The sequence below is a fragment of the Candidatus Dormiibacterota bacterium genome (genome assembly GCA_035635555.1).
Taxonomy (GTDB): domain Bacteria; phylum Acidobacteriota; class Polarisedimenticolia; order Gp22-AA2; family Gp22-AA2; genus Gp22-AA3.
Genome location: DASQAT010000026.1, coordinates 106,659 through 128,019 on the forward strand (window position 1 = coordinate 106,659; position 21,361 = coordinate 128,019).

Sequence of the window (21,361 nt, forward strand, 5' to 3'; positions counted from 1 at the left end):
ATCGGATCAGCGCCCGGAGTGTGAGGGAGAGGATTTCAGCCAGATTTGAAAGGGTCCGTCATCCTCGGAGTTGTTGCGTACCTCGCGGTCCAGACGGGCGAAGACGGATTCGATGCCGTGCACCGGCTCCCGGATGGATGAGAGCCGCAGATAGGGGGTGCCTTCGACATCCCCCAGCCCCTCGAACTTCCGGCACGAGGAGATCTCGGACGACAGGTCGGGAGAGACACCGAGCAGCCATGCCGCGAAGTTCGACCACCCACCCGGGTCGCCGTACCCGTCCAGGCCTCCCAGCGAATAGTCAGGCCTGACCTGGGAAAGGTCCGCCGCGATGCACTCCTCCGCGTCCAGTCGATAGCGGTCGGGGAGAGCCAGGCCCCGGTAGAAATAGAACAGGGGCATCGCCGTCTCCATGACCCGCTCCCTTCCGTAGTAGTAGCGCAGGTTCTGGAGGACCGAGATGTCTCCTACGACCAGACATCCGGGTGGTAGTCTGGCCGCCAGCGTCGAGGCCGCCGCGAAGGCCGGCCCGCGGTCGTGGTGGTACGGCAGGATCGTCCCGGCTCCGTTGACGAGTCCGAGCAGTACCAGGGTGGAGCAGCCGGCGGCCCGGACGACCGCGAGGCCGCGGCGGCCACCCTCGTCTGCGTACGGCAGGAGATCCTTGACGGCAAGAGCGACGAGAAGGATCAGGGGGAAGAGGGTCACGATGAAGAACTCCTTCTCGCCCGGAAACCACCAGAGAAAGAAGGCATAGAAGACCAGAAGCCAGATCAGGAGGAAGCGCCGCTCCGCGGCGAGCTCCACGCTTCTCCACGATCGGACGGCGTGCCACACGACGAGTCCCGCAAGCGCCATCGCGAATGCCGGAATGACGAGGAGGTGCAAGGACCAGGGGAAGGTAACGACATCCCGAATCTGGCTGTGGATCATCCTGCCCACACCAAGAACAGAGACATTCCGCGCGGTTCCCCAGCCGGGGTTGGGCAGGAACGCGTAGGCAAGACAGAAGCGCACGAAGCGAGCCGGGGCCGAGTCCGGACCGGCTGTGGAAAGTTGCGGGAGGATCCCCTCGCCGTCCGCATAAAGGAAGGCCAGGAGATAGGCGACGATCACCAGGACACCGGCGAGACCCAGGACCCAGAGCCTCTTTCCGTCCCGTAGTTTTCCTCCTCCGGCGAGCCAGTACGCCAGCGGAACGCTGATGAGAACACAGGACTGGTGGTAGAGGATGCAGACCGCCACGAGGAGCGCCAGGACCACGCCGATCATCGGCGTCGTGGGACGGCGGCCCCGGCGCAGGAGGAGCCACGTCAGCAGCGCCAGGCTTCCCGTGGCCGGCACATAGGCCTCCATCTGCGTGGAGTACAGCCAGAAGCCTCGCGCCAGGAGGAGGAAAAGAGCCGCCAGGAGACCCCCGGCGGTGGACGATGTCAGGTGCTCGGCCAGCAGGAACATGGAGAGGACGGCGATCATGGCCCAGAAGACATTGTGCATCTGTCCGGCAACCACGGGATCGGCTGGCACCCCGAGAGAGCCCATCCCTTCCCGGACCACTCGGACCATCGGCACAAAGAGAAGATGGTGGGGGTGGTAGATTCCCCGGCCGGTCTTCACCGCGATGGCATAGTCGAGGCTGTCCGCCGTCTGCTGCGACGCCCTGAGCGAGAGGAGAAGCACCGCCGTCAGCGCCGGCAGCGCCGCGAGGACGATCACCCGCCGGAAGCGGATCGGATCGCCGCTCACGACGATGCGCGCGATTCCACGGGCGGGGAGAGGATGCCGGGAGACGCTTTCAGGATGGCCAGGAACCGGTCCGCCCGAAGCGGATCCACGGGCAGGACGTCCCGGCTCCACGCCAGCGCGGCATCGGTCGACGGGATGCGCTCCGCCAGCGCCGGTGCGGCGTAGAGGTCGAGAGCAGGATCGTAGACATAGTCCAGATGGAGTCCTCGGCGGGCGAAATGGCCGAGCACCTGTTCCCTCTGCCGCACGAAGAGAGGCACGCGGAACAGGGCGATGTCCGGTGCGACCCGCAGGGACGATGGGGTGAGTCCCAGCGAGAGAAGCTTGCGCGCGCCCTCAAGCCGCCGGCGCCTGTTGTCCTCGAACGATTTCAGCCGGGACAGCGTCTTGGTGATTTCCCGTGAGAGCGGCTCGGTCCTGTAGCCGGGGTTGTCCACGCGGACCCAGCGGTCGAAGCGATCCAGCCCACCCCCTTCGTCCCGGGCCCGGAGCACCTGGGCGAGATCGTAAGGCATCCGGTGCCCCTCGCGCTCCTGTCGAGGGGAACGAAACTTTCGGACGAGGGCAGCCAGGGGGCGGCGGGTGGCCGTTCGATCGGTCGCGTCCCTGACGAGCAGGCGGACGCCGTCCCGCGCCCTCCGGCCGGCGCTCCGCCGGTGAATCTCGGACTCCGCCCGGCGGGCCAGCGGACCCTTCCTGTCTCCCTCCGTGAAGCACAGAACACCCCCGACTCCATCGACGTGTTTCGTGAAGCTGAAGGCGGCCACGGGCGAAATCTGACCGATGCGACGGTCCCCGAAGCGGGTGTCGAGCGCCTGACAGGCGTCCTCGATGAGCAGAATGCCGTGGCGCCGGCATCTCTCGTCCAGGAGGTCCATCCGATCGGGGATTCCGTACAGATTCGTGGTCATCACCGCCTTCAGGCTCGACCAGGTGACGTCCTCCACCGCCGAGGGATCCAGGTTGCCCGTCGCGGGGTCGAGGGGACCCAGCACCGGCACGAGGCCGGCCGCCAGGACCGTGAAGAAGACCACGTCGTCGTTGACGGGAGAGATCAGGATGCGATCCCCGGGGCTCAGCCACTCGCGGAACGCGAGGTAGAGCGCGAGACGACCCGACGGGACGTACAGCGCCTCCCGGTCATAACGGTCGCGGAAGAACTCCTCGATTCCACGGGCAGGGAACCTCATCGAGCGGTATCCTCCGACGCCGCGGCGAGCTCGCGAGCCTTGCGCGCCTGTCGTCGGATCCTCCACCGATCCCGGGCTTCCACGAGTCGTTCGGGGAGATGCCCCCGAACCCAGAGTCTGGCGTCCCGGAGCCTCGCGGTGCTCAGGTAGGCGAACCCCCCCGCCGGGCCCCGGGCCCCGATCCGCGCGCGCTGGACGTAGTGCGGGGTGGTCCCCCAGCGGATCTTGTATTCTTCCACGCCGCCCAGAAAATCGTAGGACGCGAGGCCTTCGGCGATGCTCTCGCGGATGGCCATTCCGCGAAGCACGACTCCCACCCCGCCCACACCCGGGGGACTGAAATCGCGATCGAAGGCCTCCTGGAGAGAATGCAGAACGCCGCGGAACGCGAAGCCGAATTGCGCCGCCCGGATCACTCCGTCCACCTCGAGATGGTAGAAGCGCAGCCAGCCGCGACGCAGAAACCCCTGGGCGACCTCCCTGTAAAACGCCCGCTTGCGCGGATTGTAGAAGTTGCCGGAGTGCCCCTCCGCTTCCCACCTTCCCTGGTGCATCACGAAGAACCGCTCCAGGTGTCCGTCCAGCTCTTCCGGCAGCGTGGTTCGCAGCATCCTCACCTTGAAATTCTTCACCAATTTGTTGGTCCGATAGCGGACCGTGGTCCTGAACTTGGCGGCCAGGGAGGTCAGGTAGGATTCATAGTCACCGGGGAGCGCGATGGACGAGCACGGATGTCTCTCCCGGTGAATCCGATCGGGCGCGCCGGCACCGAGAACCTCGATCAGCCGGTCCGAGGAAGGAGGACGCTCTTTGAGCCCCTGGAGGTCGGCCAGGGCCCACTCTCCTTTCACCTCCTGCGCCAGCGCGGAGAGAAACTGCTCCTCGGCGATTTTGCGCGCGAGGATCCCCAGGTATTCCGAGCCAACCCCCTCGTCCCCGAGGAAGGCGAGGACACGGGGACCCGAAAGCACGCCGGGCCCCAGGCGTCGACGATAGAACGGAGCCAGACCGACCAGGGCCCCTGTTTCGTCGCGCGCCGTGACAAGATGCGCCTCGCGTCCGGCACCGTAGTGCCTTGTCCAGGCGATGATCCATTCGGGACTCAAGAACACCTCGGGCTCCGATGCCTCGTCCAGCAGACGGCTCCACTCGGGGAGGAGGCGCCCCGGCCACTCCGCCGGGGGAACCCTCTCGAGGATCAAGGTGTGGACCTCGCCTCGCGGGCGCGCAGGTAGGAGATCCGTCGATCCACAGGTCGAGCGAGATCGCCTGTACGATTCCGGTCGGCCCAGGCGCGTGAGAGGAGCTCGAACGACGCCAGGAAGGCGGGCACGTTTCCCGGGAGACAACGACGCAGAGCCAGGCGATCATCACCGCGGCGCACCATCCCCGGCTCCGTGGTTACGGCGCAGCGGTAGCCGGCCTCGGCGACCAGCCTGCACGTGGCGTCGCTGAGATCGGGGAAGCGACCATTGGGGTAAGCGAAATCCAGGACGGGCCGGCCCAGCATGGTCTCGAGATCCTTGCGGGACCCGTCGATTTCCGCAGTCGCGCGTTCGGGGTCCAGCGCGGAAAGGATGGGGTGGGTTCTGGAATGGGCGCCGATGGTGAAGGGGTGCTGGATCATGCGGCGGAGTTGCTCGGGCCCGACCACCCGTTCCTCTTCGGGCGGGCGGATGTGCCCACCCGCCTCATCCGCCAGACGGTCGAGAATCTGCTGGCGTCTGCCCTCCTGAGTCTTGAGGGCTTCCTTGATCGTGAAGTAGGCGGTATAGCGGCCCGCCTCGTCCTCCGTGGGCAACCGGGGCCAGAGGCCGGGGAGTTCCGGGATCGCCGCCCCCCGCCAGCGACGCACCAGCTCCCGGAGCGACGCAACCCAGAGATCCCGGGATGAGCCCACCAGGGCGCTGGGCATGAAGAAGGTGGCCGGAAAGTTGAGCTCTTGGAGCATCGGTATGGCGAACGTCACGTTGTTCGTGAGTCCATCGTCGAACGTCACCGCGAAAGCGGCAGCCGGCGGCGACTCGCCACGCGAAACCGGGAGGGCGATCTCCTCCAGCGCAACCTGGCGGAGGTGCCGTCTCAGGTAGCGGAGCAGATCGCGGACATTGGAGATGGCGTGACCCGCGGAGAAATACCCCGGGTCCGCGTCCGTGGTTCCGTGGAATCCCAGGATCAGACAGGCGTGTCCGGACTCGAGCGTTCGGCGCAGCAGCGGGCCGGTCAGGCCGGCGTAATAGAAAACGGCGGCCGTGGCATACTTGAACAGACGTTTGATCAGCGCCGGAAGGCGCCTGCGCGGGGAAGTCTCCCGCAGGTGCGTTCGCAGGTCCTGTCGGAGAGACTGCCATGCCTTGCCCAAGGAACCACGCACCGGTTCAATCCGGTCTTTTCATGGAGTCTGGCGCGAGAGCGCCTGGTGTTGTCATGGGCGAGAACTCCGATCCGCGTGCGACGGGTCTCAACTGATGGATCATAATTCCCTCGGCCGGGCGAAGCAATGGCTAAGGGCGTCTCTGGCCGCGTCTTCATCGCGGCGTCTCGTCGTCGTCCTGGGGGAGGGAGCCGCGATCGGGCTCTTCATCGGGAGCGTCCTCGGCGGGTGGGAGGTGTGGCTGAACTCCGATCTGAGCCATCGGATGCTCTGGCTGGCGACTCACCGTCTGGCGGGACCGATGGCGCGCGGCGCCGCCTGGGGCGCCCTGGCATCCGCAGCGCTCGCCATGTCGTTGGGGCTGCTGGTTCGTCGGGGGCGGCGACCCTTAAGGATCGGAATCGTCTGCCTCGGCCTCCTGTGGATCTTCGCACTGGCCGCGCTGGCGTTCCCCTTGCGTGAGACGGTGTTCCTCCTCCACCGGTTCAGCAGTCACGGTCTGACGTGGACCGTCTTCGGGTCGATCGCCGCCGCGTCCCTTCTGCTCCTGGCCGGTCGCTCCCGGGATGCCTTGAGTCGCGCGGGGGACTCCGGCGCATTTCGGCGCGCACCCGCGGTCCTGCAAGGACTCCGGCTCGTCATCCCCGTGCTGGCGGCGGCGGCGTCCGGGATCGTGCTGGTTCTCTGGATTCTGCTGCCGCGACTGTCCGCCGCCCGGGCCTCGGGACGTCCCTCCGTCATCCTGGTATCGCTCGACACGCTTCGCGCCGACCGCCTTGGCGCTCTGCGTTCCGCGCGCCCGCGGACTCCTGTTCTCGACGGGTTCGCCACCGAGGGGATGGTCTTCGAGCAGGCGATGTCCGCCGCGCCCTGGACCCTCCCCGCACATGCTTCGCTGTTCGCGTCGCTCCTGCCGTTCGACCAGCGTCGACACTGGGACTACAACCGCGAGGTCCCGCTCGGCCAGACGTTGCTCGCGGAGCGGCTGAGCGAGGCCGGCTACCGGACCGCGGCGTTCACCGGGGGTGGCTACGTCTCCGCTCAGTGCGGTTTCGGTCAAGGGTTCGAAATCTACGAGGACCACGACGAGCTAATCGAAGGCGGCCCCGAGACGATCGCGGCCGCCGCCCTGGCCTGGGTCCGCCGGGTCCGGGGCGCCCCCTTCTTCCTCTTCGTCCACACCTACGAGCCGCATTTCCCTTACGTGCACGCCGACTTCGCCAATCCCGCCGATGCCGGCCGCCTGCCCCCCGTGGTGTCCTACAAGGAGGTCGATGCGATCCACCGCGGCGATCTCATCCTGTCCGAGGCCGAGCGCCGCTACGTCACGGATCTCTACGACGGGGATGTGGCGCACGCCGACCGGGTGATGGGCGGCTTTCTCCTGACGCTCGAACGAGAGGGAATTCTCGACCGCGCGCTCCTGGTGGTGCTCTCCGATCATGGGGAAGAACTCTGGGACAGGGAGCCCGACCGCAGCCCGGATCACGGTCATTCGCTCTACCAGGAGCTCATTCATGTGCCCTTGCTGATGCGCTGGCCCGGCCGGGTGCCCGCGGGGTCCCGGATCCGGACACCGGTGAGCCTGATCGACCTGGCCCCCACCCTTCTCGCGCTGACCGGACTCCCCCCCGAACCGGCTCACGAGGGGAGGAGTCTCGCGAGGACGCTGCAGACGGGCGAGGAACCGCCGCCTCGCTCGATCCTGGCCGAGGCGGTCGAATTTGGTCCGGACCGCTTCATGATCCGGAACGGAGACCTCAAAGTCGTTCTGACCCCCTACCCGAGTCGCTTCAACATCGTCCCGTTCCCGGCCCGTCCGCTCGAAGTCTTCGACCTTGCCGACGATCCTCTGGAGCGGCACGATCTCTCGGCTCACCTGACGAAGCCGGTCGCCGAGATGGTGGACGTGCTCTGGCGACGGGCGAGGAACGTCTTGAGCGGGCAGGCACGGGAAGAAGAAACGGGTCCGGCGCTCCCGGAGGAGCTGCTGCAGCAGCTCCGTAGCCTCGGCTACCTGCATTAGGAGAACGCCCCTGCTCCAGAGAATCGGTACCCCCCTCCTTCTCATCGCCGTTTCCTCTTTCCTCGCACTGTCGCTGTGTGAGGTCGGATTACGGCTGTTCCGGCCGGTCCAGTACCTCAAGCCCCCGACTCCGATCCCGCCGGACAAGCAGAGAGAGTCGCTCTACCGCCCTTCACTGGTCCCAGGGCTCAGCTACGAGATGGTTCCGGGACGCAACGGTTCATTCGAGGGGATGTCGGTTCGAACCAACAGTCTCGGCATGCGCGGTGCGGAGCCGTCCGCTGCCGACCCGTCGCTCGTACGAGTGGCCGTGGTGGGGGACTCCTTCACCTTCGGCTTCGGGGTTCCTGAAGAGCAGACATACCCCAGCGTGCTGGCCGGAATCCTGAACCGGTCGCCGGCCGGCCGGCAGCGCCGCTTCGAGGTGCTGAACCTGGGGGTGGTCGGTTACAACACACAGGATGAGGCCGTGGTCGTGGAGCGCAGGGCCCTCGCTCTCGATCCTCGCCTGGTCATCGTAGGATATGTCCTGAATGATCCTGAAATCGATCCCCGCCCGTCGCTCCACAAGTACTTCGATCCTCCCGTCTGGTGGAGACGCTCCCATGTCCTTCGGCTCCTCCATCTGGGATGGAACTGGCTGGACGTCTGGCGGTACGGGGGAGGGGACTACATCCGTTATCTGCACGCCCCCGACCGCGAGAAGTGGCGCAGCGTCGTGACCGCATTCGGGAAGATCGGCGCTCTCACGCGGGAACGCAGTGCGCGGGTCGTGGTCGTCATCTTCCCGATCCTCCAGGTGGACGGGTGGACCGGCTATCCTTACGCCGACCTGCATCTTCAAGTGATGGAGGCCGCGCGGAAAGAAGGATTCGAGGTCGTGGATCTCTTGCCGGTCTTCATGCGCTACCCTCCCTCCGAACTCAGGCTGTCGGTGGAAGACGCCCATCCGAATGCGCACGGCCACGAGCTGGCGGCTCAGGCCATCGCCGACGCATCCCTGCCCCTCTTCAAGTGAAGAACGATCGGTGGCTCTGGGCCATCCTTCTCCTTGGAGCGGCCGTTCGCCTGGTCGGCCTCGGCCGGCGCAGCCTTTCCTACGACGAGTGCCAGCAGTTCTGGGCTTCCCAGGGTAACGCGTTGATCTCGAATCGCGCGATCACTCTGGACCCCCCGGGCTTCGCATGCCTGCTCCACCTCCACGCCGCCGCCGGTCGAAGCGAGATCTGGCTGCGTCTCCTGCCCTGCCTGTTCGGGATCCTGGCGATCGCCGCCGTCTACCGCCTGGCCGCGGCGGCCACTGGGAAATTTTGGACCGCCAGGGCGGCCGCCTTCTTCATCGCTCTGGCTCCCTATCCGATCCGATATTCCCAGTCTCTTCGGGTCTACAGCCAGGCGATGTTCTTCGCCGCCCTGCTCGTTGCCGCGTTCCTGGAGGCGACGGGCGAGAACGACCGGCGGGGATGGCGCAGCGCCCTCACTCTCGGGACCCTCAGCTTCGCGGCCCTTCTCTCCGTCTATGGCAGCGTCTGGCTCATCTTGATGATGGGGCTCGTCCTGGCCTGGCGCGGCCGTCGCGACAGGGGGCGCGCGTGGTGGCGGGGCCTGATCGGCCTGGCTGCGGGTACCCTCCTGGCGATCCCCTGGTATCTGCTCTCCCTGCCGGTGCAGCTCACCGAAGGGACTCCTTCCTCTTTCTACGAGGACAAGTTCCTTCCCCTGTCGCTCCTGCCGGCCGTCCGCTTCCTGGTCCGGGGCACCCTGGATCTCTTCGCCTTCTTCACCTTCATCCATCCCGGAACCGGCCTGCTCTTCGGCGCATTGGCCGTCATCGGGATGGTTCACCTCCGCCGGCAGCGGCGCGGCGCGGACCTGCTGGCCGTCTTTCTGGGAAGTCTGGTGTCGGCGGCAGCCGCCTCCGCCTTCCGGCTCTACCCTTACGGAGGGACCCGGCAGATGCTGTTTGCCGCGCCACTCTTCTACGTTCTCGGCGCGGCCGGCATCGAGTCGCTGCGCAGGCATTTCCGAGGCATCCCGGCTGCCGCCCTGCTGCTGGCGGTCGCCGGTGGATGCGGAGTGTTCCTCTACCGCTACCACACCGAGCCCGGAGGCCAGGAGATGCGTCCGGTGATCCGCTGGCTGGAGGACGTGGCCCGGCCCGACGATCGGATTCTGGTCAACAAGGACGCGCTTCCCCAGTTCCGGTTCTACTACCACGGGGACCCGGCCCGAGTGGTCGGAGGAGGGGAGTCGGTGATCCGGGACTACATCTCCGAAGCCAATCGGCTGATGGTCACCGCCCCGCGATCCCGGTGGTGGCTCGTCTTCTCCCACGGCTGGAGCGCCGAACGGAGCCCGGAGCTGGAGGGGATCGATCCCCGATTCCTCGCCGGGGAGCGATTCGAGGCCTACCGGGCGGCCGCCTACCTCTTCGCGCCGCGGACCGGCATTCCCGCGCCACCCCGGGATGGAGGGGTTCCGTGACGAGAGCGGGGGGGCCATGGCTGGGCGGGCTGGCCGTTCTCGGGGCCGCCCTCGTACTCTCGCTGCTTCCGGGTGGGACGGCGGGCGCGGCGTCCGGCGCCATCCTCGCGTTGATTTTGCCCGGCTACGCCCTCCTGTTGTGCCTCGGCACCCCCGCCCGGCTCGACCGGCTGTCGGACCTCCTCGAGTGTGTCGCCGCCTCGCTTGCGATCACTCCGCTCGCTCTCCGACTGGCCGGCGAGATTTTCCCTTTCGACCGGCTTCACGTGCTCGGTGTGCTGGCCGGGGTCGCATCGGGGCTGCTCGTGCTCGGCGCGCTCCGCCCCCGCCCCGCCGTCGCCTCCTCCCGCAGGAGGACTCCGCCCGCCGTCTTCGCGATCGTGATCGTGACACTGCTCCTGCTGGCGCCGACACTTGCGATCGGCCCGACACCTGAAGGGGGGGAGACGCGAGTCAAGGGGTGGGATCTGAACAACCATCTGGCGATCGCCGAGTCGATCGCGGCCCGGGGGCTGCCACCGCTCAACCCGTTCCTGGCGAGCGATTCCCCGTTCTATTACCACACCTTCCTGCACATCCTCCTGGGAGCGATGCTGGTTCTCGCCGGGGATGGCGCCCATTCCTACCTGCTGATCTCCCTGTTGACGCTCCTGCTCGCGGCCGTCTTCCTCGTCACGTTCCACCGGGCGGTCTCGGAGATCACCGGTGACGAACGTATCGCACTCCTCGCGCTGCCGCTGGTGAGTCTGGTCGGCGGGTTCGACCTGGCTCCGATGGCCGTCAAGGCGCTCTTCGAGAAGGACGGGATCCAGTCCCCGGTGACATTCATCCTGCGGCACTGGAACGTGGATGGCTGGGTTTCCAACAGGGGGATGCTGGTGCCGAGCTTCTTCGCCAGCTTCTACTGGGTGCCCCACGCGATCGCGGCCCTCGTGGTCTTCCTGATGGCCCTGCTCTACCTCAGGAAGCCGGCAGGCGGCGCGGCGACTCTCGTGGCGGCCGGGGTCTGCCTGGCCTCGATGGCCGGCTACAACGGGTACGTGGCCCTGGGTGGAGCGGCGACCCTGGTCCTGCTGCGGGGCATCGATGCGCTGCGGGCCCGCGATGCTCTCCTTCGCAGCGTCCTGGTCGCGGGCGTCGCGATTATCCTCAGCCTGCCGGTCCTGGATCTCTACGTCGGCCAACGAGGCGACATCGACAAGTTCCGCTGGGTCCGCCCGACTCCGCTTCTTCCGCTGCAGATCGTTGTGGAATTCGGGCCGGCCCTCCTCCTGGGTCTGGCGGGCTTGACCCTGTCCTGGCGTCAGGAAAATCGAAAAGACGGCCTGCTCCCCTTCCTCCTGATGGGTGTCGTAAGCCTGTCTCTCCTCTGCTTCGTGGCCTCCACGGGCGAGAACAACGATCTGGCGATGCGGATGTCCATGTTCGTGTGGATCGGCCTGGCCGTTTTCAGCGGCATCGCGCTGAATCGGCTCTTCCCGGCTTTCCGGATCGCCGCGGATGCGAGTCGCACCGCCCGGATTGCATCCCTGGCTGCTCTCGCACTCGGTCTACTCTCGGTTGGCTGGTTCGCGGCCGGGGCCGCCGTGGCCAAGCCGACCCTCCCCGCCGACGAGGTGGCTGCCGGTCGGTGGATCCGGACACATATCGCGTCGGGTGGCCTGGTGCAGGGGTCTCCTCTGCGGAATAACCCGGAGCTCGTCTACTTGAGCGGGCATCCGGCGGTTCTCTCGGACACCTGGGCCAGCGGACTGTTCTACGCGGATCCCCATGACTTCGATCGCCGGATGGCCTCTCTGCGCGAGGCCTTCTCGAACCCGGATGCGACCCGGGCCTGTTCCATCCTGCAGTCGCTGAGAGTCGCGGCCCTCGTGGTGGGCCCTCCAGAGGAGCGTGACTTCCCGCTCCTCCTCCATCCCGACCCCTGGCCATGTCTGGCCGAGGGCTATCAACGCGGCACCTATAGAGTGTACCGGCTGTTGCCCTGAAGGTCAGCGGACTTCGGCGGATGATCCGACGATCTCCGCGGGGAGTGTTTCGCTCGCGGAGCCGCGGACCGAGGCACGATCGAAGAGGAGATCCGATCTCCCGGGCGCGAGGGCCTGGAAATCGATGAGGAGGATTGCGCCCGATCCGCTGAATGTTCCGGAGGATCGGACGAATGACAACCCTACCGCGAGATCTCCCGGTCTGCCGGGATTCACCGAGGCCAGGAAGATCGGCTGGAGAGAGCGGCCGTTCAGCGCCGGTCCGGTTCGGGCTGCGACATACTGGAGCACCCCGGGATCGAACTGGAGATGGAAGGGGACGCTCGTAATTTCACGCGCACCGGTCAGGACGACCTGCACCGAGAACGTCTCGCCTCGAGAAATGGACTGTCGGTCGGCGGCCAGGGTCAGTCGCAGGGGCAGATCGTCCTGCGATGCCGTGGCGGTCGCCGTGCTCGCGGACGGTTGGTCGTGATTCGCGTCCGTGAGATGCGGGGTCGGGGCAGGCATCGCCGGAGGAGGTGGCGCGAAATTTCCCGCGATCCATCCCGGCGACGCCACCAGGTTCACTGCGGGCCGGGGGTTCTCGCGCGGCGCAGCTGCGGCGGGAGCGCCCGTGCCGGAGCCCGGCTCCGGCCTCGTCGGTGATGCTTCGATCCGTGCACGCGATGTGTCCATGGCCGGCCGTCCCTCGGCCGGGCCACTCAGGACGGCTGCCCTCGCGGGGAGCGGGGCGTTCGCCTGACGCAACGCGCCCGGTGCGGCCTGAGGCACGGCAGCCTGCCCCTCGCTCATGCGAGGCGCCGAAGCGGTCCTCGAGACTGGGATCGGGACTTCGACGGTCCCGCGGGGTGATGGTGCGGGGGTCGGGAGGCTCACCGGCGCCCCGGTCATCACTGCGAGTGTGGTCTGCGAGGTCGGCATTCCCGAAGCCGGTGGCCGCCCGTAGTGGTAGTAGTCCCAGACAGGGGCCACGACGAGCGCCCCCGCCATGAGCGCAGCCGCCGCCATGATGGACCAGTAGACCATTCGGTTCATCAAGGCACCTGGACGACGCCACCGTGTCCGGGGCCGAAGGAGGCGGCGACGACCGCCCCGTTCTCGTCGATGACCTGGTTGTTGATCGAGCCGCCCGACCCGGTGTTGAAGTCGACGGCGCCCGAGCCGCTGGCCACCCTGACGAAATGGAAGGTAATGAAGATGGCGTTGCCTGTGGCGGAGACACTCGTGTCAGGCCTGAAGAGGGTCCCGCTGACGATGATCACCCCCGGCGAGGGATTGGTGACGAAGAACTGCGGTGCAATCGGCGGGCTTCCCTGCTGTAGAAGAGAGCCTGCTGTGAAGCTCTGGTACCCGATCACCGAGGACGGGTAGTCGACTTCGAACCCGACCGTGAAGATCCCCGAAAGATTCGTGACCAGGACGCTGATGTCGACGGAATCACAGGAGCTCCCCAGCGACAGGAGATAGACATCCCCTGGCGCCGGTGTGCCGATCGAGCCGGTGTAGGAGATCGAGGTGCAGGGGATCACGTCGTTTCCGCCGCTCCCCTTGCCTTTGCAAGACAGACCGAGCACCAGGAGCAGCGCGACGACAGCTGCGGCGCGCTCCGGCAGGCGTCGATTCTGTCGTTTTGGAATCATGGGCAAACCGCCAGCCGCTGACCGAGGTAACTCACGAAGACGCCGAGATCGAGGCCTCCCACGTCACCATCGCCGTCCAGATCGGCCCCCGCGATGTAAGCGCTCTCGGAGCTGATCGTGTTCCAGGCACGGGCGAGGACGTTCAGGTCGAAGAGGTCGATCCTGCAGTCGCGGTTGACATCCGCGGTCTTCACGACGGTCAGGGTGTTCGGCCTGCTGGCCGTGGCGCCGTCGGGATTGGTGACCCTCAGCGACCGGGGCCCGAGGATCGCGGAGCCGCTTACGATGATCGATGCGGTCAGGTGGTTCGAGTCCAAGAGCGAGATCGAGCCGACGCTGACGTCCGTTCCCAGGCCGACGACAGCACCGCTCTGGAAATTGGTGCCGACCACCTGGATGGTCTGGTTTCCGGACTGGAGGATGTAGATCGACTGCGTGCCGAGGTCGAGCGCGCCGACTATGGTGGGAAGGGTGGTGGACGTCGGCTGGGCCGCAACCTCGTTCGAAAGCGGGCTCTCGTTCCCCGCGAGGTCGTACGCGGTGACGGCGAAGTAGTAGGTCGTGTTCGCCTGGAGGTTCGTGATAGTACGGGCATTGTTCTGGCCGACAACAGTAATCGTGGGAAGGGTATAACTGCCCGGAGACGTGCCGTAGTGAATCCGATAGCCCGCCAGGTCCGGTTCGCTGTTGGCGTCCCAGGTGAGGCTGACGACCGTGTCCGCTTGAAGGATGCCGGTCGGCCATACTAAAAGGATAAGGCCGATCAGGCATCCGGTCGAGCCGACCACCGTGCGGAAGACCCCGCGGTGAGTCGTCATCGCCCCCCCTTGGCAGCCGGCGAATCAACAAGCCGCACGCTGCCGACAGATGGGTCCCTGCAAGCGGGCTGCCACCACCAATAGTGTTATTCCCCGGTTCCTCCTTCGCAACCCTCTGATTCCAAATACTTCAAGTCCTGCGCACATTTGGAGCATGGGCTGTCGGTGAAGTGGCGCCCTGTCAACGTAATCGACGCTGACAATTTCGTGTCCTTCGGTGAGGACACCGGTATGGATCCGGTTCTACGTCCTGCCACCGCCAGGCGACAAAAGCTGCGGAGAGGTCCGATCGTCTGCGTCCTCGCTTGGGTGATGATCGGCGTGGTCGCGGACCATCCGGAGCAGACGGAGCGTAAGCCAAGATGGTTCAAGATGCGCCGACCGACCTGGATGGCGCCTAGCGGAAGTCACTGCAAGAAGTTACGTGCCCGCCTGTCCATCGAGGACGGTGCATCCTGCCTCTGGCCGTCGTGCTGAAGCACCACCCGATTCCCTGTCTTGAAATGGAAAAGCTTGATACGCAGGAGGTTGCGGAAGCCTGCCAAGGCCGGCACGTATGTTGCTTGATTGGTTTCTCAAAGATCATTGCTCAGGGCTGATAGCGAGAATCGAGACCGGCACCTCGGGGACACCGGTCGGAGTTGTGCTTGGCGCACTTAGTTGGTGCGCGAAGTCCAAGCGTTCGGAATCCCCACAGACGGTCCGCGTTCCGTGCGGACACAAGGAGACCCCCATGGCACGCAGGGGAGCATGCGTCGTCGTATCTCTTTGCTGGTTGACGGTAGGTTCCCTTGCCCTCGCGACGACATGGGAGGAGGAGTACATCAAGAACGCGAACTGGTGTCCGGGAATCGCGGCCGCGAACATTCAGGCGATGCATCCCGCCTGGCACATGATGTTCATGCCGATAGGCTTGTATGGAAAGGATTTCGTCGAGTTTCATCGAGAGTTCATCGCAGAGGCGGATGATGCCAGACTCTACGGTTTCGGCACGTTCGGCCCGACTGCCGCAGCAATACCTGTCGTGCCGCAACCCGGAAGCATTCTGAAGTTCGACCACACGAGCCTCAACACTTACACTCGCCCTGCCGGTCACGCGATCGATAGCGTCCATGGGGGCCCCGGAGCCCTGTCATCATGGACCATCCGACCAGCAAACCTTCGCCTGCGAAACGCTACTTTCCATGGCTATACCGCAAGCGACGTCGGCGCGGCGTTCGATGCCTTACCCACATTGTTTCACGGCAACGGACACGTAAGCGTCGGCCTACATGACAAGGTCAATGCCGCCAGCCTTTCGAGGGGGGATATGAATTCCATCGCGGACGCCCCGCGGGACGGCGCATTCTTTCAATGGCACAAGGAGATTGACACCGTTTATGCCGAATGGGCCGTGGGGCAATATCAGCTCGTCGGCAACACGGGTCTGCCGATCTATTTTGGTGTGGGAAGTGCGGCGGTCGGCGCTGCGGGGAGTTCGCTGAATGAACGTCGGCAAGCGACTGTGTATCAGGGGAAAATTCCGATTGGTGCGGATCAATATGGCGCGTCCCCGCGCATTGCATCCGACGTCTACGTGGGCAACAACGACAATAAGAACCTCCTCTACCAGTATGGGATTCGTCAGTGGAACACACTGAACGCGTGGGACAGAGATGACCTCACCATTCTCAATCCTCAGGGCAACGGGTGGTATTTCTCGGTGACCCCGGCGTCGGTGGGATTACCTGGGACGGCGGTCAACGCCCAATTGGTGCGCGGGGGCGATGTCTTCGAATCGGCGGGCACCGGAACGAACACGCTTTTTCGTGCTGAAACAGCCCTCGGCTTGGTTGCTGCCGTCTCCGACAACCTCGACGCGCTCGAGGTCGATCAAGAGAAGCGGATCAGGGCCACCAATGACAATGCGACTCCGGGAGTCTATGATCGCACCAAACAGTGGTTCACTCTCCGTTCCGGAACGATGTTTGGATTGAAGGCATTGGGCGGCGCGACCGTAGCTGCAAGCGACATCCTGCAATTCAATGGCAACGGGGATCTTGTCATCGCGGTTTCCGGCGCGATGCTGGGGCTCGGGGCGACGGACGATCTCGATGCTTTGGTGATTGTCGATACGGTGCCCCTCGATGTGCTCAATGGTACCGACAGAGTCTATTACTCCCTCGCGGCCGGCAGTCCCGCGCTGGGGGGGGATTCCCCGGCGGATGTGTTCTGCCATACAGTGGGCGGCGCAACCTGCGGATCGTTGGGCGGAAGGCTCGAGAAGAGAGCCGCCGATCTGGGTCTTGCCGCCACGGATGACCTCGATGCATTGGATGTGCGGGAGAGTGCGACCGGGACGGGAGCCTGCTGCCATTCGGCCGGCACGTGCACGCAAGTCTCCCAGGCCAGCTGCGTTGCGGCGGGCGACGTCTTTTCAGGACCAGAAACGGTGTGTGCGGCAGCCGAGTGCCCGTCGGTGCCGGGAGCGTGTTGTCATCCAGACGGATCTTGCACGAGCACGAGCGATGTCGCGTGTTTGTCAGTCGGCGGCAACTTCAAGGGTGTGGCAGTTGCGTGTACTGTGGGCTTGTGCCCGGCGGCGCCTCCGAACGACGAATGCGCGAACGCCTACCAGATTCCGTACGACTACCCCAACAACTACGAGCCTCCACCGGCCTATAGGGACAACACGTACGCCACATCCGCCAACTATGACCCTCCATACAGCTGCGCCGATCACAATGTGTTCTTCCCTGAATACGGAAGCGGGACAGTCTGGTATTACTACGACGTACCAGCCGGACCCGGACCGCGTCGCTCTATCGGCGTTACCACAGTCGCAACCTACGACAATTATGCATCGGGCGGGTACGCGGCGGACACACGGCTCGCCCTCTACTATTCTCCGAGTGGTAATTGTTCCACGCTCAATGAATACGGATGCAATGACAACAACTACACCGGCGGATACAATCCGCCAAATCCTCCGTACGGAGGGTACGCTCGCGTCCAGTGCACTGCTCCTCAGCCCGGAAGGTACTACGTCCAGCTGTCCACGGTTGGCGATGTGAATCGCGGCCAGATCAGATTACAGGTCTACGATCCGACGCCAGTCGGGGTTCCGACGTTTTCTCAGTGGGGAATCATCGTGCTTGTTCTCGGCTTGCTCGGGTTCGCAGTTCTTGTCCTGCGTCGCATGGTGCACGCCTAGCGACCTGGTGAAGAGCGGAAGGTGCGGAGGGAGAAGTCAGCAGTTCCGTGGTTGACCCTGCGCTGGAGTTCGGTCACTTGGTTGCCGTGCCTCACACATGGTGCGCTCCTCTGCGGGTGGCGCTAAGAACACCACCGTGAGCGGCGCAAACCGTTCCGGCGCAACCCGTACAATTCCGGGCGCGCGGTGTGCCGTCTGGATATTGGTGTGCTGGGGTGGGGCATCAAGCGCCCCCCCGGGGCCCAATTTTTTGGATGACCATTAATTCTTCGCTATTTCACCTGCAAATCCTCAGTGGGACTCACGCTGGGAGCTACCTTCTGATTAAGCGGCTGATGGCCCTGAAACACGGATTTCTCTTGCACAGAGAACCACTTGAGCGTATATGCGACGTCAAAATGTTGAAAGCGCCCTAAACGCGGGGTGAGGTCGTCGTCATGCCCGACAGAGGATCATGGTGACCCGCTCCGCCTGCGAACAGGTGTTTCCGTTCAGCGTTCTGCTCCTGGCCGCGGCGGCCGGGATCGGAACGGCCACGGCTTACTCGGCCGGGGACATCCTGGAGCGGGCCGAGGCCGTGAGGAATCCCGACGGGGCGTACCGATTCGACATGACGATCACCACCTCCCACCCCGGACAAACCGACGTCGTGTCGTCCTTTCTTGTCTACACCAATGGCCGGCAGCAGACGCTGGCCTACCAGTCGGCACCTGAAGCCTTCGCGGGACGGCGGATGCTGATGCTCGAACGGGATGCGTGGCTGTACCTGCCGGGGGCGAGCGATGCACTGCACATTTTCCTCCGGAACGTCGTGACGGGGGAAGTGGCGAGCGGAGACATCGCCCGCACCGACCTGTCCAGGCAGTACACCGCGGCGCTCCTGCGCGAAGAGGATCTTGACGGCACAGCTTGTTACCTCCTGGATCTGGCCGCCAGGAGCCCCGCAACGACCTACTCGCGCATCCTCTACTGGGTTTCCAGAAAACGCTTCCACCCCCTGAAGGCGGAGTTCTACGCCGTCTCAGGGCGGCGGATGAAGACAGGCCGGTTCGACGAGTATCGCGAGGGATTGGGGGATCTACGCCCCACCCGGCTCGTCCTGGAAGATGCCGGCGATGCGGGGTACCGGTCGATGATGGTGTTCCGAAATTTCCGCAGGGTCCGACTCCCCGATTCTCTGTTTGTCCCGGAGGCCCTGTCCGGGATGGTCCGTCCCCCTGAGCAATCCGGGCTGGCGGTGGGACTCAGCCATTGACAGCCGCCGGAAGACTGGCACCATCAGGGACACACGCCACAGAGCGCGAAACCTCGAGGCTGTTTCCCGCCCAGGCCTGGTCGCGCGCCGCCGCGATGGCGAGTGTGGTGGGCGCGGCACTGGCCCTGGCGTGCAGTGGGGCGGCGCAGGGGAAGGGCGACGGAGCGGGAGAAGACCCCGCCTTCTCGGATGTCACGCTGCAGGCCGGAATCACGCACGTTCATCACAAACCGGACCTCGACCCCAAGGTGGGCAACATCATGAACTGGCTCGCGTCCGTAGGCGCGGCGGTGGCGGCCGCCGACTACGACGGCGACGGCGACATCGACTTGTACGTGACCGACTCGCGGACCGGATACCCCAACTACCTTTATCGCAATGACGGCGGCTTTCACTTTACGGAGCTCGCCCGGCAGGCCGGCGTGGCACGAGTCAACGACAGTCACGGCACGTCCATGGACGCGGTCTTCGGCGACGTCGACAACGACGGCGATCTCGACCTCTACGTCGTCAAGTGGGGGTGCAACGTTCTGTTCAGGAACAACGGGGACGGGACATTCACCGATATCACGCAGGCAGCGGGGGTCGGGGACTGCGGCAACGGCAACGCCGCCGTGTTCCTGGACTACGATCTCGACGGCAATCTCGACATTCTAGTCGGCAACTACTTTCGCGAGGTGGACCTGTGGCACCTACCGACGACCCGGATCATGCACGACAGCTTCGAGACCTCGCGCAATGGCGGAGCCAACGTCCTTTACCACAACAATGGAGACGGAACATTCACGAACGTGGCGCCCCGCGTGGGGCTCGACGACACGGGGTGGACGCTGGATGTCGGGTGCGGCGACATCGACAACGACGGCGACCAGGACTGTTACATCGCCAACGACTTCGGCGACGACAAGCTGTTCCGGAACAACGGCGACGGCACCTTCACCGATGTCACCCGGACCGCCAAGGGGACCGACAACAGGAAGGGAATGAACGTCGAATTCGGCGACTACAACAACGACGGTTTTCTGGACATCTACGTCACCAACATCACCACGGTCGAGTACCTCCGCGAAGGGAACATGCTCTGGCACAACCTGGGAGACGGGACTTTCACCGACGTGGCGTCGCCGGCCGAGGTGTACGACGGGGGCTGGGGATGGTGCGCGAAATTTCTCGACTACGACAACGACGGTGACCTCGACCTGTTCACGGTGAACGGCTTCGTCTCCGCCGGCGAAGGCAACTACTGGTACGATCTGGCGACCATGGCGACGACACCCGACCTCGACATCACCGACACGCGCAATTGGCCGACGATGGGCGAGCGCAGCTTCTCCGGCTACGAGCCGTCGCGGCTGTTCCGGAACGACGGGCCTGCCTTCGTCGAGGTGGCCGCCCAGGAAGGAATCACGGACACCAAGGATGGCCGCGGCATCGCCGTCGCCGATTTCGACGACGACGGGCGGCTCGACCTGTTCGTCGCCAACCAGGGCGACCGGCCGACGCTCTACCGCAATCGCGGAGAGCGCGGCCGACACTGGATCGCCTTCGACCTGAGGGAGACGGCCGGCAACACGGAGGCGATCGGGGCGCGCGTCATCGTCCGCTCCGGCGATCTGACGCAAATCCGCGAGGTGGACGGCGGGAACGGCTTCGCGTCGCAGAGCAGCACGCGCCTTCATTTCGGACTGGGGAACCGCGGAGTCGTCGAGGAAGTCCGCGTCCAATGGCCCGATGGTACGACGGAATCGATCAGAAACCAGAAAACGGACCGCGTCGTCCGTCTGGTGCACCGGTATGGCGGGAGGTGACGGCGTGCGCGGCTTCTTTCGGATCGTGCTGAGCGGCGCGCTCTGTGTGGCCGCCGGTGCTCCGACTTCCGGAGCAGGGCCCCCGCCCGACCTGGACAAGCTGCGGGCCGAGGCCGCGCAGCGGCCCGGCGATGCGGCAGCCCACTTCGGCCTCGGGATCGCGCTGCCGTTGCCGGAGCGCAAGCAGGAGGCGCTCGACCACCTCGAGAAGGCGATCGCTCTCGACCCAGGCAGCGTGAAGTACGGCAATGAGTATCGCAAGACCTGCGTGCGGGTGAAGGAGTACGATCGCTCCATCGCGTTTTTCGAGAAGCAGGTGGCGGCCCGCCCGGACGTCCGCGCGCTCCACCTCAACCTCGCGCTCGCCTATGTCGACAAGATGCCGTTCCCGGCGCTCGGCATCGTCGGGCAGGGAATCCTGTCGAATCGATCCATCGGCGAGCTGAACAAGGTCTTGGCAATGGAGCCGGGTTCCTGGGCGGCCATGTACGGGAGGGCGATGAACCACCTGCACTGGCCGAAGGTGCTGCGGCACGCGCCCCAGGCGGTCGAGGACTTCAAATCCTGTTTGAAGCTGCAGGCGGAGATCCCGAAGGAGAAGCTGAGGCCGCACCATCTCCTGCCGTATCTGGGGCTGGGCGACGCCTACGTCAAGAACGACCAGCTCGCGGAGGCTCGGAGCGTCTGGAAGGAGGCGCAGAAGGTGTTCCCGAGCGACTCCCGCCTGGCGCACCGGCTGACCCTGGACGATGCGGACCTGAGAAAGCTCGTGGACGAGGAGCGCGGCCTGGCCAGGCCGATCGACACGGACCTCTCGTTTCTCTGGAGTTCCTGAG

General features: G+C 65.3%; 15 protein-coding genes. 8 read left to right on the forward strand and 7 right to left on the reverse strand.

What is annotated here, in order from left to right; translation table 11 throughout:
- Nucleotides 1-6: 6 nt before the first annotated feature.
- The 4 genes from VEW47_06545 to VEW47_06560 are packed head-to-tail and all read right to left on the reverse strand — an operon-like array spanning nucleotide 7 to nucleotide 5,298.
- Nucleotides 7-1,746 carry a hypothetical protein gene (locus tag VEW47_06545; protein HYS04835.1) on the reverse strand — a complete coding sequence of 580 codons (1,740 nt, stop codon included), beginning with the start codon at nucleotides 1,744-1,746 and terminating at the stop codon, nucleotides 7-9.
- A complete protein-coding gene (locus tag VEW47_06550; GenBank protein HYS04836.1) occupies nucleotides 1,743-2,936 on the reverse strand; it encodes a DegT/DnrJ/EryC1/StrS family aminotransferase in 1,194 nt (397 codons plus the stop codon). The genes VEW47_06545 and VEW47_06550 overlap by 4 nt, the downstream gene beginning before the upstream one ends.
- Nucleotides 2,933-4,138, reverse strand: a complete 1,206-nt coding sequence (locus VEW47_06555; protein HYS04837.1) for a GNAT family N-acetyltransferase — start codon at nucleotides 4,136-4,138, stop codon at nucleotides 2,933-2,935. The genes VEW47_06550 and VEW47_06555 overlap by 4 nt, the downstream gene beginning before the upstream one ends.
- Nucleotides 4,135-5,298, reverse strand: coding sequence for a polysaccharide deacetylase family protein (locus VEW47_06560; GenBank protein ID HYS04838.1), 1,164 nt, complete (start codon nucleotides 5,296-5,298; stop codon nucleotides 4,135-4,137). The genes VEW47_06555 and VEW47_06560 overlap by 4 nt, the downstream gene beginning before the upstream one ends.
- A gap of 106 nt (nucleotides 5,299-5,404) precedes the next feature.
- Here VEW47_06560 and VEW47_06565 point away from each other — a divergent pair, with 106 nt between their 5' ends.
- The 4 genes from VEW47_06565 (at nucleotide 5,405) to VEW47_06580 (ending at nucleotide 11,808) form a co-directional block, all read left to right on the forward strand.
- Complete coding sequence (locus VEW47_06565; protein HYS04839.1) at nucleotides 5,405-7,336, forward strand: sulfatase; 1,932 nt, start codon at nucleotides 5,405-5,407, stop codon at nucleotides 7,334-7,336.
- 232 nt (nucleotides 7,337-7,568) lie between these two features.
- Complete coding sequence (locus tag VEW47_06570) at nucleotides 7,569-8,354, forward strand: SGNH/GDSL hydrolase family protein (protein ID HYS04840.1); 786 nt, start codon at nucleotides 7,569-7,571, stop codon at nucleotides 8,352-8,354.
- On the forward strand, nucleotides 8,351-9,820 hold the full coding sequence (locus VEW47_06575; protein ID HYS04841.1) for a glycosyltransferase family 39 protein: 1,470 nt from the start codon (nucleotides 8,351-8,353) through the stop codon (nucleotides 9,818-9,820). Before VEW47_06570 ends, VEW47_06575 begins: the two co-directional genes overlap by 4 nt.
- Nucleotides 9,817-11,808, forward strand: a complete 1,992-nt coding sequence (locus tag VEW47_06580) for a hypothetical protein (protein HYS04842.1) — start codon at nucleotides 9,817-9,819, stop codon at nucleotides 11,806-11,808. The genes VEW47_06575 and VEW47_06580 overlap by 4 nt, the downstream gene beginning before the upstream one ends.
- A 3-nt stretch (nucleotides 11,809-11,811) precedes the next feature.
- Here VEW47_06580 and VEW47_06585 read toward each other — a convergent pair whose 3' ends face one another.
- From VEW47_06585 to VEW47_06595, 3 genes are read right to left on the reverse strand one after another with little or no spacing between them, the layout of a single operon-like run.
- Nucleotides 11,812-12,846 carry a cohesin domain-containing protein gene (locus VEW47_06585; GenBank protein ID HYS04843.1) on the reverse strand — a complete coding sequence of 345 codons (1,035 nt, stop codon included), beginning with the start codon at nucleotides 12,844-12,846 and terminating at the stop codon, nucleotides 11,812-11,814.
- Nucleotides 12,846-13,451, reverse strand: coding sequence for a hypothetical protein (locus VEW47_06590; GenBank protein HYS04844.1), 606 nt, complete (start codon nucleotides 13,449-13,451; stop codon nucleotides 12,846-12,848). Before VEW47_06590 ends, VEW47_06585 begins: the two co-directional genes overlap by 1 nt.
- Nucleotides 13,448-14,269 (reverse strand): fibronectin type III domain-containing protein, encoded by an 822-nt coding sequence (locus VEW47_06595; GenBank protein ID HYS04845.1) that lies wholly within the window; start codon nucleotides 14,267-14,269, stop codon nucleotides 13,448-13,450. Before VEW47_06595 ends, VEW47_06590 begins: the two co-directional genes overlap by 4 nt.
- A 733-nt stretch (nucleotides 14,270-15,002) precedes the next feature.
- On the opposite strand from VEW47_06595, the gene VEW47_06600 reads away from it, so the two are divergent.
- The 4 genes from VEW47_06600 to VEW47_06615 all read left to right on the forward strand — a co-directional run bounded on the left by VEW47_06600 (nucleotide 15,003) and on the right by VEW47_06615 (nucleotide 21,360).
- Nucleotides 15,003-17,462, forward strand: a complete 2,460-nt coding sequence (locus VEW47_06600; GenBank protein ID HYS04846.1) for an IPTL-CTERM sorting domain-containing protein — start codon at nucleotides 15,003-15,005, stop codon at nucleotides 17,460-17,462.
- Between the two features lie 454 nt (nucleotides 17,463-17,916).
- Nucleotides 17,917-18,717 carry an outer membrane lipoprotein-sorting protein gene (locus VEW47_06605; GenBank protein ID HYS04847.1) on the forward strand — a complete coding sequence of 267 codons (801 nt, stop codon included), beginning with the start codon at nucleotides 17,917-17,919 and terminating at the stop codon, nucleotides 18,715-18,717.
- Nucleotides 18,718-18,824: 107 nt separating this feature from the next.
- Nucleotides 18,825-20,525: a CRTAC1 family protein gene (locus VEW47_06610; GenBank protein HYS04848.1), complete on the forward strand. Its 1,701-nt coding sequence runs from the start codon at nucleotides 18,825-18,827 to the stop codon at nucleotides 20,523-20,525.
- Between the two features lie 4 nt (nucleotides 20,526-20,529).
- A complete protein-coding gene (locus VEW47_06615) occupies nucleotides 20,530-21,360 on the forward strand; it encodes a hypothetical protein (GenBank protein HYS04849.1) in 831 nt (276 codons plus the stop codon).
- The last annotated feature ends 1 nt before the right edge of the window (nucleotide 21,361 follow it).